Source organism: Sphingomonas sp. VDB2, assembly GCF_047946695.1.
GTDB classification, from domain to species: domain Bacteria; phylum Pseudomonadota; class Alphaproteobacteria; order Sphingomonadales; family Sphingomonadaceae; genus Sphingobium; species Sphingobium bisphenolicum.
The window spans coordinates 781434-795198 of record NZ_CP159616.1; the positions used below are offsets into that span (position 1 = coordinate 781434).

General features: G+C 66.3%; 13 protein-coding genes. 10 read left to right on the top strand and 3 right to left on the bottom strand.

Annotation, left to right across the window (positions count from 1 at the left end; all coding sequences use genetic code 11):
* Positions 1–9 precede the first annotated feature (9 nt).
* Genes ABT375_RS21995 through ABT375_RS22020 form a run of 6 tightly spaced genes read left to right on the top strand, consistent with a single transcriptional unit; the run spans position 10 to position 6394 of the window.
* Positions 10–963, top strand: coding sequence for an ABC transporter permease (locus ABT375_RS21995; protein ID WP_416465906.1), 954 nt, complete (start codon positions 10–12; stop codon positions 961–963).
* A complete protein-coding gene (locus ABT375_RS22000) occupies positions 960–1787 on the top strand; it encodes an ABC transporter permease (RefSeq protein WP_224550881.1) in 828 nt (275 codons plus the stop codon). The genes ABT375_RS21995 and ABT375_RS22000 overlap by 4 nt, the downstream gene beginning before the upstream one ends.
* Positions 1784–3607 (top strand): ABC transporter ATP-binding protein, encoded by a 1824-nt coding sequence (locus ABT375_RS22005; protein ID WP_416465302.1) that lies wholly within the window; start codon positions 1784–1786, stop codon positions 3605–3607. The genes ABT375_RS22000 and ABT375_RS22005 overlap by 4 nt, the downstream gene beginning before the upstream one ends.
* The gene (locus tag ABT375_RS22010) at positions 3604–3909 is read left to right on the top strand and encodes a (2Fe-2S)-binding protein (RefSeq protein WP_416465304.1); all 306 of its coding nucleotides are present in this window, start codon (positions 3604–3606) and stop codon (positions 3907–3909) included. The genes ABT375_RS22005 and ABT375_RS22010 overlap by 4 nt, the downstream gene beginning before the upstream one ends.
* Complete coding sequence (locus ABT375_RS22015) at positions 3891–5264, top strand: FAD-dependent oxidoreductase (RefSeq protein ID WP_416465306.1); 1374 nt, start codon at positions 3891–3893, stop codon at positions 5262–5264. The genes ABT375_RS22010 and ABT375_RS22015 overlap by 19 nt, the downstream gene beginning before the upstream one ends.
* Positions 5261–6394, top strand: coding sequence for an NAD(P)/FAD-dependent oxidoreductase (locus tag ABT375_RS22020; RefSeq protein ID WP_416465307.1), 1134 nt, complete (start codon positions 5261–5263; stop codon positions 6392–6394). Before ABT375_RS22015 ends, ABT375_RS22020 begins: the two co-directional genes overlap by 4 nt.
* A gap of 9 nt (positions 6395–6403) precedes the next feature.
* On the opposite strand, the gene ABT375_RS22025 is transcribed toward ABT375_RS22020, so the two are convergent.
* The 3 genes from ABT375_RS22025 to ABT375_RS22035 all read right to left on the bottom strand — a co-directional run bounded on the left by ABT375_RS22025 (position 6404) and on the right by ABT375_RS22035 (position 8513).
* Positions 6404–6691 carry a type II toxin-antitoxin system RelE/ParE family toxin gene (locus ABT375_RS22025; protein ID WP_224550886.1) on the bottom strand — a complete coding sequence of 96 codons (288 nt, stop codon included), beginning with the start codon at positions 6689–6691 and terminating at the stop codon, positions 6404–6406.
* The gene (locus ABT375_RS22030) at positions 6688–6975 is read right to left on the bottom strand and encodes a CopG family ribbon-helix-helix protein (protein WP_261937031.1); all 288 of its coding nucleotides are present in this window, start codon (positions 6973–6975) and stop codon (positions 6688–6690) included. The genes ABT375_RS22025 and ABT375_RS22030 overlap by 4 nt, the downstream gene beginning before the upstream one ends.
* Before the next feature lie 65 nt (positions 6976–7040).
* Positions 7041–8513: an aldehyde dehydrogenase family protein gene (locus ABT375_RS22035; RefSeq protein WP_416465310.1), complete on the bottom strand. Its 1473-nt coding sequence runs from the start codon at positions 8511–8513 to the stop codon at positions 7041–7043.
* 204 nt (positions 8514–8717) lie between these two features.
* Here ABT375_RS22035 and ABT375_RS22040 point away from each other — a divergent pair, with 204 nt between their 5' ends.
* The 4 genes from ABT375_RS22040 to ABT375_RS22055 all read left to right on the top strand — a co-directional run bounded on the left by ABT375_RS22040 (position 8718) and on the right by ABT375_RS22055 (position 13745).
* Positions 8718–9590, top strand: a complete 873-nt coding sequence (locus ABT375_RS22040; protein WP_416465312.1) for a GNAT family N-acetyltransferase — start codon at positions 8718–8720, stop codon at positions 9588–9590.
* Positions 9587–11050 carry an NAD-dependent succinate-semialdehyde dehydrogenase gene (locus tag ABT375_RS22045; RefSeq protein ID WP_416465314.1) on the top strand — a complete coding sequence of 488 codons (1464 nt, stop codon included), beginning with the start codon at positions 9587–9589 and terminating at the stop codon, positions 11048–11050. Before ABT375_RS22040 ends, ABT375_RS22045 begins: the two co-directional genes overlap by 4 nt.
* A gap of 84 nt (positions 11051–11134) precedes the next feature.
* Positions 11135–12214 (top strand): tartrate dehydrogenase, encoded by a 1080-nt coding sequence (locus tag ABT375_RS22050; protein WP_416465316.1) that lies wholly within the window; start codon positions 11135–11137, stop codon positions 12212–12214.
* Between the two features lie 142 nt (positions 12215–12356).
* The gene (locus ABT375_RS22055) at positions 12357–13745 is read left to right on the top strand and encodes an aminotransferase class III-fold pyridoxal phosphate-dependent enzyme (protein ID WP_416465318.1); all 1389 of its coding nucleotides are present in this window, start codon (positions 12357–12359) and stop codon (positions 13743–13745) included.
* Positions 13746–13765: the final 20 nt, after the last annotated feature.

Genomic DNA, 13765 nt, shown 5'->3' on the forward strand with positions numbered 1-13765 from the left:
CAGAGCGGCATGAAGGCCGCGCTGACATTGATCGCCAAGCGGTTCGCCTCTTCACTGCTGACGCTGCTTCTGGTGTCGGTGACGATCTTCGTCATCGCGCAACTGCTGCCCGGAGACGCCGCGCAGGAAGCATTGGGGCAGAGCGCCACGGCGGAGCAGGTCGCGGCGCTGCGCCATGAAATGGGTCTCGATCGCCCGGCCTATGTCCGCTACGCCGACTGGCTGGGCGGGATGGTGAGCGGCGATCCGGGCCAGTCGATGGTCGCCAACATGCCTGTGTCCGAAGTCATCAGCGACCGCCTGCCCAACAGCCTGTTGCTGGCCGCGCTGACGGCGCTGGTGGCCGTGCCGGTGGCGCTGACGATCGGCATCGGATCGGCGATGAACCGGGGGGGGAGGATCGACCGGGCGCTCAATATCGCCACCTTGTCCATGGTGGCGGTGCCGGAATTTCTGGTGGCGACGATCGCGGTGCTGATCTTCTCCGTGAAGCTGCGCTGGCTGCCCTCCATCGCGCTGGCTTCCGAAGAGATGGGATGGGGCGACTATCTGCGCGGGGTCGCCATGCCGATCCTGACATTGAGCGTCGTCGTCATCGCGCAAATGGCGCGGATGACACGGGCGGCGGTGATCGACCAGATGGACCGACCCTATGTCGAGATGGCGGTGCTGAAGGGCGTCGCGCCGGTGCAGGTGGTGCTGAAGCATATCATGCCCAATGCGATCGCGCCGATCGTCAACGCCATGGCATTGAGCCTGTCCTACCTGCTGGGCGGGGCGGTGATCGTGGAGACGATCTTCAACTATCCCGGCCTCGCCAGCCTGATGGTCAATGCCGTCACCAGCCGCGACATGCCGCTGCTCCAGGCCTGCGCCATGATCTTTTGCGCGGCCTATCTCCTCCTGATGCTGATCGCGGACGTGACCGCGATCCTCGCCAACCCCAGGCTGCGCGCACAATGATCGCTTCCGCTTTCAAACGGGCGAAAGCCCTGCCGCTGTCGGGCAAGGTCGGCCTGACGCTGGTCCTCTTCTGGTTGGCTGTAGCGCTGTTCGGGCCGATGCTGGCGCCCTATCCGGTCGGCGCGTTCGTGGCCTATGACGTGTTCGACGGGCAATCCGCCGCGCATTGGCTGGGCAGCGACTATCTGGGCCGCGATGTGCTGAGCCGGTTGTTGTCAGGTGCACGCTATACGGTCGGTCTGGCGGCGGCCGCGGCCATGCTGGCGAGCGCGACCGGTACGGCGCTGGCGCTGACCGCGGCCGTCGGCGGCGCGAAGGTGGACGAGCCGCTGTCGCGCTTCATGGACATGTTGATCTCCATTCCGTCCAAAATCTTCTCGCTGGTGCTGGTCGCAGCCTTCGGGTCGTCGCTGCCGCTGCTGCTGCTGATCGCCGCGATCACCTACGTGCCGGGCAATTATCGCATCGCCCGCGCGCTGGCGGTCAATCTGGCGCAGATGGACTATGTGCAGGTCGCGCGGGCGCGTGGCGAGGGGCGGTTCCATATCGCCATCGCCGAAATCCTGCCCAACATGATCCATCCGCTGCTCGCCGATTTCGGACTGCGCTTCGTGTTCATCGTGCTGCTGTTGTCGGGCCTGTCCTTCCTGGGGCTGGGCGTCCAGCCGCCCGACGCGGATCTGGGCTCGCTGGTGCGGGAGAATATTTCCGGGCTGGGCGAAGGGGCGCTGGCGATTTTGGCGCCGGCGGTGGCAATTGCGACGCTGACGGTAGGGGTGAACCTGCTGATCGATGCGCTGCCGGGACGGGGGAAAGGCCGATGATGGAAAAGCCCCATGTCGAGGTCAAAGGCCTGACCGTGACCGCGCGCAATGCGGCGGGCGAGAGCTTTCCGATCGTCAGCGGCATCGATTTCGCGTTGCAACCCGGCGAGGTGCTGGCGCTGATCGGCGAGAGCGGGTCGGGCAAGACGACGATCGCGCTGACGCTGCTGGGCCATGCCCGGCCGGGCGCGACCATCGCGGGCGGCAGCATCCGCGTAGGTGACGCGGAGATCACGACGCTGGACCGCAGCGCGCTGGCAGAGCTGCGCGGCAATCGCATCGCCTATATCGCGCAGAGCGCCGCGTCGGCGTTCAACCCGTCGCGCACGATCATGGATCAGGTGATCGAACCGGCGATGATCCATGGACTGATGCCGCGCGCCACGGCGGAGGCGAAGGCGGTCGATCTGTTCCGCGCGCTCGCCCTGCCCTTCCCCGACGCGATCGGCACGCGCTATCCGCACCAGTTGTCGGGCGGGCAGTTGCAGCGGCTGATGGCGGCGATGGCGCTGATCACCGATCCCGAACTGGTGATATTGGACGAGCCGACCACGGCGCTGGACGTGACGACGCAGATCGAGGTGCTGCGCGCGTTCAAGGCGGTGGTGCTGGAGCGTGGGGCAACCGCCATCTATGTGTCGCACGACCTGGCCGTGGTGGCGCAGATGGCCGACCAGATCGTGGTGTTGAGCCAGGGTCGCATCCGCGAGGCGGGCGCGGCGGCGCAGATCCTGCACGCGCCAGCCGACGACTACACCCGCACGCTGATGGCCGCAGCGCGCCCGGCAATCCGGCCGACGCCGGTCAAGGTCGCCCTGCCCGCCACTGCGCCTTTGCTGGAAATCCGCAATGTGACGGCCGGCTATGGCAGGATCGGCAAGGATGGATTGCCGCGCGTGCCCGTGCTGCGCGACATCAACCTGACGATCGAGCGCGGCGGCACATTGGGCGTGATCGGCGAAAGCGGATCGGGCAAGTCGACCATAGCCCGCGTCATCGCCGGGCTGCTGCCCCCGGCGAGCGGGCAGGTGCTGCTGGATGGCGAGCCGTTGCCGCCGGGGCTGGACGGGCGCAGCCGCGAGCAGTTTCGCCGTGTCCAACTGGTGTTCCAGAATGCCGACACCGCGCTCAATCCCGCGCATAGCGTGGGACAGATATTGGCGCGGCCGCTGGCCTTCTATGCCGGGTTGAAGGGCAATGCCGCGCATCTGCGGGTGCTGGAACTGCTGGACCTCATCCGCCTGCCGGCCAGCCTGATCGACCGCAATATCGGCGGCCTGTCGGGCGGGCAGAAACAGCGCGTCAATCTGGCGCGGGCCTTGGCCGCCGACCCGCAGATCATCCTGTGCGACGAGGTGACGTCGGCGCTGGATACCGTCGTTGGCGCGGCGATCCTGGAGCTGATGGCGGAGCTGCGCCGCGAACTGGGGATCGCGACGATGTTCATCAGCCACGATATTTCGACGGTGCGGGCGATTTGCGACGACATACTGGTCCTCTATTCGGGGACGATGGTCGAGACGGGACCGCGTGCGGCCTTCGCCACCGCCCCCTTCCATCCCTATACCGACCTGCTGATCGGATCGGTGCCGGAAATGCGCGCGGGCTGGCTGGAGGAAAGCCATGCCGGGGCTGCGCCCCCGCCGATCGGCGCGGCGGGCGACCATCCCGACCTCTGCCGTTTCCTGCCGCGCTGCGCCGCGCGCGTGGACGGCCTGTGCAACATCACCCCGCCACCGCGCCATCCGCTGGACAAGGGATCGGCCGGGGTCAGCCGCATATTATGCCATCATGGAGATGAAAGCTTGATCGCGTCATGAGCCGGTTCGTTCGACTGGGTGAAACCGACCGCCCACCCGTGACCCTGTATGTCGACGGCCGCGCCGTAGAGGCGATGGAGGGTGACACGCTGATGGTCGCGCTGCTGAACGCCGGCGGCACGCTGCGCCAGAGCGAGTTCGGACCGGAGAAGCGGGCGGGATTCTGCCTGATGGGGGCATGCCAGGATTGTTGGGTATGGACGACAAGCGGCGATCGCCTGCGCGCCTGCTCCACCCTGGCCGCATCGGGCCAGAGCATCGTCACCAGCCAGCCGGGGGCGTCATGGCCGAACAACGCATAATCATCGTCGGCGCAGGCCCGTCTGGCACGCGCGCGGCGCAGGCCTGCGTGCAGGCCGGCATCCGTCCCATCGTGATCGACGAAGGGCGGCGCGACGGCGGGCAGATCTATCGCCGCCAGCCGGACAATTTTACCCGGCCCTATGCCAAACTCTACGGCACGGAAGCCGGGCGGGCGCGGGCCTTGCATGAGACGTTCGACGGACTAAAAGCGGCGATCGACTATCGGCCCGAAACGCTGGTTTGGAATATCGCCAAGGATCATGTCTGGACGGCGAGTGCGACGGTTCAGGAGGCTATTCCGTTCGACGCGCTGCTGCTGTGCACCGGCGCGACCGATCGGCTGATGCCGGTCAAGGGCTGGCATTATGCGGGGGCCTATAGTCTCGGCGGGTCGCAGGTGGCGCTCAAGAGCCAGGCGGTGTCGATCGGGCATAAGGTCGTGTTCATGGGATCGGGGCCTTTGCTTTATCTGGTCGCGAGCCAATATGTGGAGGCCGGTGCGGATGTCGCGGCGGTGCTGGATACGTCGCCGTTCAGCGCGCGGTTGAAGGCGCTGCCGGATTTGCTGTCGATGCCCTCCGTCCTGTGGAACGGGGTGGCGCTGACGCGGACGCTGAAGCGCGCGGGCGTAATGGTGCAGCATGGCGTGACGCCGGTCGAGATCATGGGCGATGCCGAAAGCGGCGTCGGCGGTGTGCGCTTTTTTGCCGGATCAGGCCGTGAAGAAACGATCGCCTGCGATGCGGTGGCGATGGGCCATCATCTGCGGCCTGAGACGCAACTGGCCGATCTGGCGCGCTGCGCCTTCGCCTTCGACCCCGGCACGCGCCAATGGTTGCCGGAGCGCGACGGCGACGGGCGTTCGAGCGTGGCGGGCGTCTATCTGGCCGGCGACGGCGCGAAGATATTGGGCGCGCGATCGGCCGAGGCGAGCGGGCGGCTGGCGGCGCTCGCGGCGCTGGGCAATCTTGGCTTGCCGATCGACAAGGGCGAGATGACCTCGCTGCGCAGCGAGGTTGGCCAATATGCCAGGTTCGCGCGCGGGCTGGCGAAGGCCTTTCCATGGCCCGCCCGACAGGCCCCAGCCCTGCCCGACGACGCCATATTGTGCCGCTGCGAGGGCGTGACGGCGGGCGACCTGCGGGCGGTGATGCGCGAAACGGGCGCGCAGGAAGCCAATCGCGCCAAGGCGTTCAGCCGGGTCGGCATGGGGCGGTGCCAGGGACGCTATTGCGGGCTGGCTGCCGCCGAACTGATCGCAGCCGAAGCCGGCGTGCCGGTGGAACAGGTCGGCCGCCTGCGCGGGCAGGCGCCGGTCAAGCCGCTGCCTATCGCGATCGGAGACGGACAATGAGCGCCGCCAGCGACGTCATCATCGTGGGCGGCGGGTTGATGGGATCGTCCGCCGCGCTATTCCTGCGGGGGCATGGCATCTCGGTCACCTTGCTGGAAACCGACCTGATCGGGCGACAGGCGAGCGGCACCAATTTCGGCAATGTCCGGCGGCAGGGACGCGGGATTCACCAGTTGCCGCTGGCCAATCGCGCCATCGCCATCTGGCGCCAGTCGCGCGAATTGCTAGGCGCGGACGTCGAATATCTCCAGTCCGGGCATATTCGCGTCTGCTATCGCGAACGGCCCGAACTGGTGGGGGCGATGGAGGACTATGCGGCGCAGGCGCGCGAGGAAGGGCTGGACCTGGAATTGCTGAGCGGCAACGCGCTGCGCGACAAATTCCCCTTTTTCGGGCCGGATGTTCTGGCCGGCTCCTATTCGCCGACCGACGGCCATGCCAATCCCCGGCTCGCCGCCCCTGCCTTCGCCCGCGCTGCGCGGAAGCTGGGCGCGGTGATCCACGAGAATACGAAGATCGTGGATGCGCAGAAAATAGGCGAGGATTTCATCGTCACGGCTGCGGACGGACGGACATTCCGGGCGCCGATCCTGCTGGTGACGGCGGGCGCGTGGGGCAATGCGCTGTCGTCGCAGTTCGGAGAGCCGGTGCCGATCGTGCCGCGCGGGCCGAATATGAGCGTGACCGAGCCTGTGCCTTATGCGATCCTGCCCGCGGTCGGGGTGATGACGCCGATCGAGGAAGAAACGGTCTATTTCCGTCAGGTCGCACGCGGCAATATCGTGCTGGGGGGCAGCACCCGCGGCCCGTCCTTCCCCGTCCAGTATCGCGCCTATGTCGAACCGCAGAATACGCTGAGCCAGTTGCAGCAGATCCGTCGGCTCGCGCCGTCGCTGGGTAAACTCAACATCATCCGCGTCTGGTCCGGCATCGAAGGCTATCTGCCCGACAGCCAGCCGGTGATGGGGCCGAGCGCGACGACCAGCGGCCTCTATTACGCCTTCGGCTTTTCCGGGTCGGGGTTCCAGATCGGGCCGGGCGTGGGCGAAACGATGGCGGAGATCATCGCGAAAGGCGGCACGGACATTCCGATGGAACCCTATCGGATCGGGCGGTTTGCGGCGAGCTGATTCCTCGAGTCAGCGCCGCTCTTGTGGCGGCCACAGGCGCGCGGCATGAAGCAGGCGCAGGATGCGCACGTCCGTATCGGTCAGGTCATAGACCAGAATATAGTTGCGATGCGCGATTAGTTCGCGCGTTCCCGGCACCCGGCCAGGCCGGCCCATGGCAGGGAGCCGGGACAGGTCGGCTGCTTTTTGCGAAAAGATCGTGTCGAGCCTGATCGCCGCGCGCGGGCTGCGCGCTTCGACATAGTCGTAAATGGCGTCACGATCCCTGACGGCATCGGCCGTCCAGCGCAGCCTCATCGCTCGCCGTCTGATGTCCGCAGCGTGGCGGCACGTCGTGCGGCGAAATGCGTCTCGACTTCATCGCCGGCGATCAGGTAGCCTGCCTGCGCGGATGCGCGTCCGGCGTCGACCTGACGACGGAACCAGGCGTCATGGCTTTCGGCCTGTTCCTCGCGCAGTACGACATCGCGCATGAAATCGCGCAACAATTGCGCGCCGGTGCGATCCTGCGCCTTGGCCGCGCGGGCGAAGCGGCCCTTGAGTTCCTGATCCACGCGAAAGGTGAAGGTCGCCTCATTCATGGCGGGCCGGCTCCATGTGTTGCATATGCAGTGCATTGTAACACATGGAGCCGGCCCGCCCAATATCAGAATTCGATCAGCGCGACCTTGGTCTTGAGGTTCACCATATAGGCTTCGCGGCCGAGATCCTTGCCGATGCCCGATTGCTTGTAGCCGCCGGTGGGCAGGATGAAGTCGTTGCTGCGACCGTAGCGGTTGACCCAGATGGTGCCGGCTTCCAGCGAACGGGTGGCGCGCAGGGCGCGGCCAATGTCGCCGGTATGGACGCCGGCGGCCAGGCCATAGTCGCTGTCGTTTGCCAGCGCATAGGCTTCCTCTTCGTCCGCGAAGGTCTGGACGGTGAGGACCGGGCCGAAGATTTCGCCCTGCACGACCTCGCTCTTCTGGTCGACATTGGCGAGCAGGGTCGGCGCGAAATAGCTGCCCTCCTCCGGCGCGGCTGCACGGCCGCCGCCGGTGAGCGCTTCCGCCCCTGCCGCGACAGCGCGGCCGACGATAGCGGCCATGCGGTCGAGCTGGCCTTCGGATATGATCGGCCCCAGCGTGCTGTCGGCGGCCCAGGTCGGGCCGGCCCGGTGCGCGGCGAAGGCGGCGACGAGGCGATCGATCACCTGGTCCGCGACCTTGTCCTGCACCAGCAGGCGCGATCCGGCGACGCAGACCTGACCCGCATTGAGGGTGATGGCGCGGGCGACGATGGCTGACGCCTTGTCCAATTCTGCGTCGGCGAAGATGATCTGCGGGCTTTTGCCGCCCAGTTCCAGCGTCACCGGCTTCGGCCCGGTTTCCGCGCAGGCGGCCATGATGGCGGCGCCGGTGCGGGTGGAGCCGGTGAAGGTGACCTTCGCCACTTCGGGGCGGCGCACCAATGGATCGCCAACCGAGCGGCCGTCGCCCTGCACGATGTTGAAGATGCCCGCGGGCAGCCCCGCCTCGATCGCCAGTTCGGCGAGGCGCACGATGCTGAAGGGCGTCATTTCCGACGGCTTGAGGACGATGCTGTTGCCCGCAGCGATGGCAGGCGCGATCTTCCACGCCGCCATCACCAGCGGAAGGTTCCACGGCGCGATCGCGGCGACGACGCCATAGGGTTCGGTGATGGTGAGGCCCAGCTTGTCGGGCGTGGTGGACGCGACTTCGCCGCCGACCTTGTCCGCCCATTCGGCGAAGAAGCGGATGGTTTCGGCGGTGTAGCTCAAATCCCAGGCGGTGATTTCCTTGAGCATCCGGGTGGACCCCAAGGCTTCGAGCGGGGCGAGCGTCGCGGCATCGGCCTCGATCAGGTCGGCCCAGCGACGCATCACCTTCATCCGGCCGCGCGGATCGGTCTGCGCCCAGCCGCTGGTCTTGTAGGCGCGCTGCGCGCTGTCGACCGCTTCGACCAGTTGGTCCGCATCGACGCTGTCCAATTCGGCCTGTATCCGGCCGTCGGACGGTCGCCGCACGATGAGGGCCGGCCCGTGACCTGCAACCCGACGCCCGCCGATGAAATTATGCGCATGGGGCAGGCTGATCTGATCGGGGTTGAAACCGGCCACGGCATAATCTCCTTCATACGGACATTCTGGTAAAATAGGCGGGCGTGACGGCATTTGTTGCAGTTGCGCGGGAAAATGTGCGCGATAATCTTCCAAAATCAGCGCGAAGGCGGCAGCCAATGCTTGAAGCGCGCGCTTAATGTCCGGCCATTGATTCCGAACAGAGGCAGGCGGGCGTTCCTTTCCCGCCAAGGAGCAAGACGCATGGCGACAGGCATAGAGGCGATGGTGGACCTGCGGCGGATGACCGTCGAGGATCTGGCCGCCGCCCATACCCTATCGAGCGAACAGAAATGGCCCCACCGCATCGAGGATTGGGAGATGCTGTTCGGCCTGGGTTTCGGTTATGTCGTCGAGCGCGATGGCGCAGAGGGTCAACGGGAAGTGATCGGCACCGCCATGGCCTGGCTCTATGGCGAGGATGCCGCGACGCTGGGCATGGTGATCGTGTCCCCGCAGGCGCAGGGCATGGGGCTGGGCCGCCGGTTGATGGAAGCGGTGCTGGGCGATCTGGGCACGCGCACGGTGCTGCTCAACGCCACCGACGAAGGCGCGCCGCTTTATCGCAAGCTGGGGTTCGCAACCATCGGCCCGGTGTTCCAGCATCAGGGCGCCGCCTTTGCCGTGCCGATGGCCGAACTGATCCCCGACGAGCGGGTGCGCCCGCTGGGCGCCAAGGATATGGCGACGCTGCACGACCTGGCGCGCCGCGCGACCGGCATGGACCGCGACGCGTTGCTCGATGCGCTGGTGCCCGGCGCGCAGGGCGTGGTGCTCACCCGCTGCAACGAGCCGGTGGGCTTCGCCCTGTTCCGGCGCTTCGGCCGGGGCTATGTCGTCGGGCCGACCGTCGCGCCCGATAGCGGCGGGGCGAAGGCGCTGATCTCGCACTGGCTGGGATCGAATGCGGGCATGTTCTGCCGGCTGGACGTGCCGGAAGAAAGCGGGCTTGGCGGCTGGCTCGACGAGCTGGGCCTGCCCTGCGTCGGCCGGGTGGTGCGCATGGTGCGCGGCCCGCAACCGGCGATCGATCCTTCGGTCACGACCTTCTCTCTCACCACGCAGGCGCTCGGATGACCCTTACCCTCGACAATCCCGCCCTTTTCATCGAACGCGCCTTCATCGGCGGGGCATGGGTCGGCGCGACGTCCGGCGCGACCCTGCCGGTCGACAATCCCGCGACCGGCGCGATCATCGGCGCCGTGCCTGATTGTAGCGAGGCCGATACGCTGGCCGCCATCGCCGCGGCCGAGGCGGCTTTCCCGGCATGGAAGGCGCGGACGGCAGGCGATCGCGCCGCTATGCTGGAGCGGTGGCACGCGCTGGTGCTGGCCAATGTCACCGACCTCGGCCGGATCATGACGGCCGAACAGGGCAAGCCGATCGCGGAGGCCGAGGGCGAGATTCGCTATGCCGCCAGCTTCATCAAATGGTTCGCGGAAGAAGGCCGCCGCGTCGATGGCGGCATCGTGCCCGCGCCGGAGGCCAATCGCCGCATATTGGTCATGAAAGAGCCGGTGGGGGTATCGGCGGCGATCACGCCGTGGAATTTTCCCGCCGCGATGATTACCCGCAAATGCGCGCCGGCTTTGGCGACCGGTTGCCCGGTGGTGGTCAAGCCATCGGAGCTGACCCCCTTCACCGCGCTGGCGCTGGCGAAGCTGGCGGAGGAAGCCGGCATCCCGGCGGGTGTGTTCAATATCGTCACCGGCCTGCCGACGGCGATCGGCGGGGCGCTGACCGCCAGTCCGGTGGTGCGCAAATTGTCCTTCACCGGATCGACGCGGGTGGGGTCGCTGCTGATGCGGCAATGCGCCGACACGATCAAGCGGGTGAGCTTCGAGCTGGGTGGCAATGCCCCGTTGATCGTGTTCGACGATGCCGATGTGGACATCGCCGTCGCCAGTGCGATGGTCAGCAAATTCCGCAATGCAGGCCAGACCTGCGTATGCGCGAACCGCATATTGGTGCAGGACGGGGTCTACGACCAGTTCGCCGAGAAGCTGGCCAGGGCGGTGTCCGCGCTGAAGGTCGCGCCGGGCGACATGGCAGGCAGCACGATCGGCCCGCTGATCAACGTCGCCGCCGTCGAGAAGGTGCAGGCGCATGTCGAGGATGCGTTGTCGCATGGTGCGACTTTGTTCGCGCGGGCGGCCAATGATGCGACGGGTGCCCGGTTTGCGACGCCGGTCATCCTGACCGGGGCGACGCGGGACATGCGGCTGGCGCAGGAAGAGACGTTCGGGCCGGTCGCACCGCTGTTCCGCTTCACCCATGAGGAGGAAGGGATCGAGCTGGCCAACGCCACCAGCTATGGCCTGGCCGCCTATTTCTACACCGAAAATCTGCATCGCGCCTTCCGCGTGGCGGAGCGGCTGGAGGCCGGGATGGTCGCGCTCAACAGCGGGGCAATCGCCATGGAGGTCGCGCCGTTCGGCGGGGTCAAGATGTCGGGCCTGGGCCGCGAAGGCGCGCATGCGGGGATCGAGGAATATCTGGAAACCAAGGCGTTCCATATTGCGGGGCTTAAACTCTAAGCCCCGCCCAATTCATCATACAAAGCGCCCTTCGACATTCAAACGGGACAAGTGGCTCGTTTGAACAGGGCGAACGGAGTGATTATGTCCGCCATCAATCGCAACTATGCCATCTCCGTCATTCCCGGCGACGGGATCGGCAAGGAAGTCATGCCCGAGGGCATCCGCGTGCTGGAACGTGCGGCAAGCCTCTATGGCTTTTCGATCGAACAGAAATGGCAGGATTTCGCCTGCTGCGACTATTATGCCAAGCACGGCCAGATGATGCCCGACGACTGGAAGGCGCAGATCGGCAATCCCGACGCGATCTTCTTCGGCGCGGTCGGCTGGCCCGATACGGTGCCGGATCATGTCTCGCTCTGGGGATCGCTGCTCCAGTTCCGGCGCGAATATGATCAATATGTCAATTTGCGCCCCGTTCGGCTGATGCCAGGCGTCCCCTGCCCGCTGGTGGGGCGCGAGCCGGGCGACATCGATTTCTGGGTCGTGCGCGAAAATACCGAGGGCGAATATAGCTCGGTCGGCGGCAAGATGTTTCCCGGCACCGACCGGGAGATCGTGATCCAGGAGACGGTGATGACCCGGCACGGCACCGACCGGGTGCTGCGCTACGCCTTCGAACTGGCGGCGACGCGGGATCGCAAGCATGTCACGTCGGCGACCAAGTCCAACGGCATCGCCATCACCATGCCCTGGTGGGACGAGCGGGTGGAGGAGATGGCGAAACACTATCCGACCGTCACCCATGACAAATATCATATCGATATTTTGACCGCGCAGTTCGTGCTGAACCCGGACCGCTTCGACGTGGTGGTGGCGTCCAACCTGTTCGGCGACATCTTGTCCGACCTTGGCCCGGCCTGCACCGGCACGATCGGGGTGGCGCCGTCGGGCAATATCAATCCGGACCGCACCGCGCCCTCGCTGTTCGAACCGGTCCACGGCTCCGCGCCCGACATCGCCGGCAAGGGGATCGCCAATCCGGTCGGGCAAATCTGGTCGGCGGCGATGATGCTGGAGCATCTGGGCGAGGCGGACGCCGCCGCCGCGATCATGCGCGCAGTCGAGACGGTGCTGGCCGAGCCGGGCCTGCGCACCGGCGACCTGAAGGGCAAGGCGAATACCGAGCAGTGCGGCAGGGCTGTCGCCGACGCGCTGGCCTGACCGCTGCGAACGGACGCGGCAGAATATGCTGCGTCGGTTCCCGTTTAAAGCGGGCGAGGGTGCCTATTCGCCCCATATCGGGCTTTCGCCCTGCCGCATAAGGATAGGCTGAACTTCAGAACCACAATGGCGAGCCCCTAAGATGACGCTGCATTCCAATCGGTCCCTTCTGGACATCGACCGCGACCATCTGATCCATCCGGTCACTTCCTTCCGCGGGCATGAAGCGCATGGCGCGCTGCTGCTGGAAAGCGGCAAGGGGATGTGGCTGAAGGATATGGACGGCAAGGAGCTACTCGACGCCTTTGCCGGCCTGTGGTGCGTCAATGTTGGCTATGGCCAGGACAGCATCGCCGAGGTGGCGGCCGAGCAGATGCGGCGGCTGCCCTATGCGACGGGCTATTTCCATTTCGGCAGCGAGCCGGCGGTGCGGCTGGCGCAAAAGCTGGTGGACCTCAGTCCCGAGGGCCTGGACCATGTCTATTTCACGCTGGGCGGGTCGGACGCGGTGGATAGCGCGATCCGTTATATCACCCATTATTACAACGCGATCGGCAAGCCGGAGAAGAAGCAGTGCATCGCGCTGGAGCGCGGCTATCATGGGTCGAGCAGCACCGGCGCGGGACTGACGGCGCTGGCCAATTTCCACCGCGGGTTCGACCTGCCGCTGCGCTGGCAGCATCATATCGCGTCGCCCTACCCCTATCGCAGCGACTTGGAAGGCGACGATGCCGCGATCATCGCGCGGTCGGTGCAGGAGTTGAAGGACAAGGTCGCAGCGCTGGGCGCGGACAAGGTCGCCGCCTTCTTCTGCGAGCCGATCCAGGGATCGGGCGGCGTGATCGTGCCGCCGGTCGGCTGGCTCAAGGCGATGCGCGAGACCTGTACGCAGCTCGACATTCTCTTCGTCACGGACGAGGTCATCACCGGCTTTGGCCGCACCGGGCCGATGTTCGCGTGCGAGGCGGAGGGGGTGACGCCGGACCTGATGACTTTGGCCAAGGGGCTGACCGCCGGTTATGTGCCGATGGGCGCGCTGCTGATGTCGGGCAAGGTCTATGAGGGCATCGCCAATGGCGCGGCACCCGAGCTCGCGATCGGCCATGGCGCGACCTATTCGGGTCATCCGGTGAGCGCGGCAGTGGGGCTGGAAGTGCTGCGCCTCTATACAGATGGCGGCATATTGGCGAACGGGCAAAGGGTCGCCGCGCGCTTCGACGCGGGCATGGCGGGGTTGGTCGATCATCCGATGGTCGGCGATACGCGCGGACGGGGCCTGCTGGGCGCGATCGAACTGGTGGCGGACAAGGGGACGAAGGCGCGGTTCGATCCCGGCCTGAAACTGGCCGACCGGCTGTTCGCCAAAGCCTATGACAATGGCGTCATCTTCCGCGCCTTTGCCGACAATATCATCGGCCTGGCCCCTGCGCTGTGCGCGTCGGACGGCGAGATGGACGAGATATTCGCCCGCATCGCCAAGACGCTGGACGATCTGCTCGAAGAGGCGGATATTCGCGCGGCGCTGGGATAAGATAGACGGGGAGCAAGGCA

Coding starts and splice junctions, on each gene's coding strand:
- ABT375_RS21995 (WP_416465906.1), top strand. CDS start 10: ATGAAGGCCGCGCTGACATTGATCGCCAAGCGGTTCGCCTCTTCACTG.
- ABT375_RS22000 (WP_224550881.1), top strand. CDS start 960: ATGATCGCTTCCGCTTTCAAACGGGCGAAAGCCCTGCCGCTGTCGGGC.
- ABT375_RS22005 (WP_416465302.1), top strand. CDS start 1,784: ATGATGGAAAAGCCCCATGTCGAGGTCAAAGGCCTGACCGTGACCGCG.
- ABT375_RS22010 (WP_416465304.1), top strand. CDS start 3,604: ATGAGCCGGTTCGTTCGACTGGGTGAAACCGACCGCCCACCCGTGACC.
- ABT375_RS22015 (WP_416465306.1), top strand. CDS start 3,891: ATGGCCGAACAACGCATAATCATCGTCGGCGCAGGCCCGTCTGGCACG.
- ABT375_RS22020 (WP_416465307.1), top strand. CDS start 5,261: ATGAGCGCCGCCAGCGACGTCATCATCGTGGGCGGCGGGTTGATGGGA.
- ABT375_RS22025 (WP_224550886.1), bottom strand. CDS start 6,691: ATGAGGCTGCGCTGGACGGCCGATGCCGTCAGGGATCGTGACGCCATT.
- ABT375_RS22030 (WP_261937031.1), bottom strand. CDS start 6,975: ATGAATGAGGCGACCTTCACCTTTCGCGTGGATCAGGAACTCAAGGGC.
- ABT375_RS22040 (WP_416465312.1), top strand. CDS start 8,718: ATGGCGACAGGCATAGAGGCGATGGTGGACCTGCGGCGGATGACCGTC.
- ABT375_RS22045 (WP_416465314.1), top strand. CDS start 9,587: ATGACCCTTACCCTCGACAATCCCGCCCTTTTCATCGAACGCGCCTTC.
- ABT375_RS22050 (WP_416465316.1), top strand. CDS start 11,135: ATGTCCGCCATCAATCGCAACTATGCCATCTCCGTCATTCCCGGCGAC.
- ABT375_RS22055 (WP_416465318.1), top strand. CDS start 12,357: ATGACGCTGCATTCCAATCGGTCCCTTCTGGACATCGACCGCGACCAT.